Source organism: Arthrobacter sp. JCM 19049 (assembly GCF_001310435.1).
Map to the genome: position 1 here is coordinate 1 of NZ_BAXF01000474.1, position 1,656 is coordinate 1,656.

At 67.3% G+C, this 1,656-nt stretch carries 1 protein-coding gene and 1 pseudogene; both read right to left on the reverse strand.

The features are described 5' to 3' along the window. Positions 1-33 precede the first annotated feature (33 nt). Positions 34-927: an N-acetylneuraminate synthase family protein gene (locus JCM19049_RS13515; protein WP_054821843.1), complete on the reverse strand. Its 894-nt coding sequence runs from the start codon at positions 925-927 to the stop codon at positions 34-36. 104 nt (positions 928-1,031) lie between these two features. Then, a pseudogene (locus JCM19049_RS13520) lies at positions 1,032-1,656 on the reverse strand (hypothetical protein); the annotation flags it as partial.

Consider the following 1,656-nt stretch of genomic DNA (forward strand, 5'->3'; position numbering starts at 1 on the left):
CGGAATCAGGGGTGGTTCCCGGGCGGGACCGGGTTAGCCGTCGACGCGGCGCAGGCGCGAGAGCGGGGCCAGCTCACCGGGGAAGACCTTCTTCACCCCGTCGCCCATGGCCTGCTCCAGGATGCGGATGTCGCGGATCAGCGCCTCGAAGCCCTTGGGCTCCAGCGAGGAGGCCTGGTCCGAGCCCCACATGGTGCGGTCCAGCGTGATGTGGCGTTCCACGGTGACCGCGCCCAGGGCGACGGCGGCCAGGGAGATCTGCAGGCCGCGTTCGTGCCCGGAGTAGCCCACCGGCACCTGGTAGCGATCGCGCAGGGTCTCGATGGTGCGCAGGTTCGCCTCCTCCGGGGGCAGCGGGTAGGTGGAGGTGGCGTGCATCAGCACCAGCTTGTCGGTGCCCAGGGTTTCCACGGCCTTGTCGATCTGCTCGATGGTGGACATCCCGGTGGACAGGATGATCGGCTTGCCGGTCTCGGCCAGCGCCCGCAGCAGCTCCAGGTCGGTGACCGAGGCGGAGGCGACCTTGTGGGTCACCGCGCCCTGGGCCTCCATGAACTCCACCGAGGGAACGTCCCAGGGGGAGGCGAAGGCGTGCATGCCCTTGGAGGCGGCGTAGGAGATCAGCTCCTTGTACTGGGCCTGGTCGAACTCGACCCGGTAGCGGTAGTCCAGGTAGGTCATCTCGCCCCACGGGGTGGAGCGGATCTTGTCGCGCATGTCCATCGGGGTGGAGATCTCCGGGGTGCGCTTCTGGAACTTCACGGCGTTCGCCCCGGCGGCCGCCGACACGTCGATCAGCTGCTTGGCGATCTCGATGTCACCGTTGTGGTTGATTCCGATTTCGCCGATCACGTACACCTGCTGGCCGGCACCGAGCAGGTGCTCGCCGATGGCAACGGGCTTGATTTCGGTGTTCACGGTGGTCATGGATACTGCCTTTCGTAGTGGTGGAAAGTCTGTGGTCGTGGGGCTGCGGACCAACCCCGGACGGTCTTTACCTGCTGCGCGCGGCCAACACGAGTTCGGCCAGTTCACGCACCGCGCCGGACCCTCCGGCACGGGTAAGTCGGTGTCGGGCCACACGGTGGGCCTCGGGACGGGCATCGGCCACGGTGACCGGCCAACCCACCAGTCCATGGCGGGCACGTCATTGACGTCATTGCCAGATAGGCCACCCGGGCGGGATTGATGGACTCATCGGCCATCCAGCGTGAGAGGTATTCGGCCTTGGACTCAATGCCCTGGGCGACCTCCACCTGCAGCTTCGCGGCGCGGGCGGAAACGATCCGGTTGCGTTCCTTGGACAGGATCAAGAACTTCACCCCGGCCGCCCGCAGCCGTTCGACCCCCATCCCGTCTGAACGCGAAACCCGCACCGATTCGGTGCCCTGCTCATCCAGGTAGGCGGTGTCCGGGGTGTGCACCCCGTCGAAGTCGGTGACCACCGCATCCACCTCGATGTGTCCGGCGGCGCCGGTCGCCTGCTGGTCCGCCCAGTGCAGGTCGGCTTCCGAATCGATGTCGATGCCGTGCTCCACCGGTACCTGCTGGATCGCCAGGGTCCCGAAGAAGCGGTGCCCGCTGGCCAGCAGGCCGGGGGTGTGCATGGCGTAAAAGGCGCCGGTTTCCCGAAACCTGGGTTCCGGTCCTGGCGGC

What these genes read in the sequence shown, in the direction of transcription:
- JCM19049_RS13515 (WP_054821843.1), bottom strand. Translation starts at nt 927, where the DNA reads ATGACCACCGTGAACACCGAAATCAAGCCCGTTGCCATCGGCGAGCAC.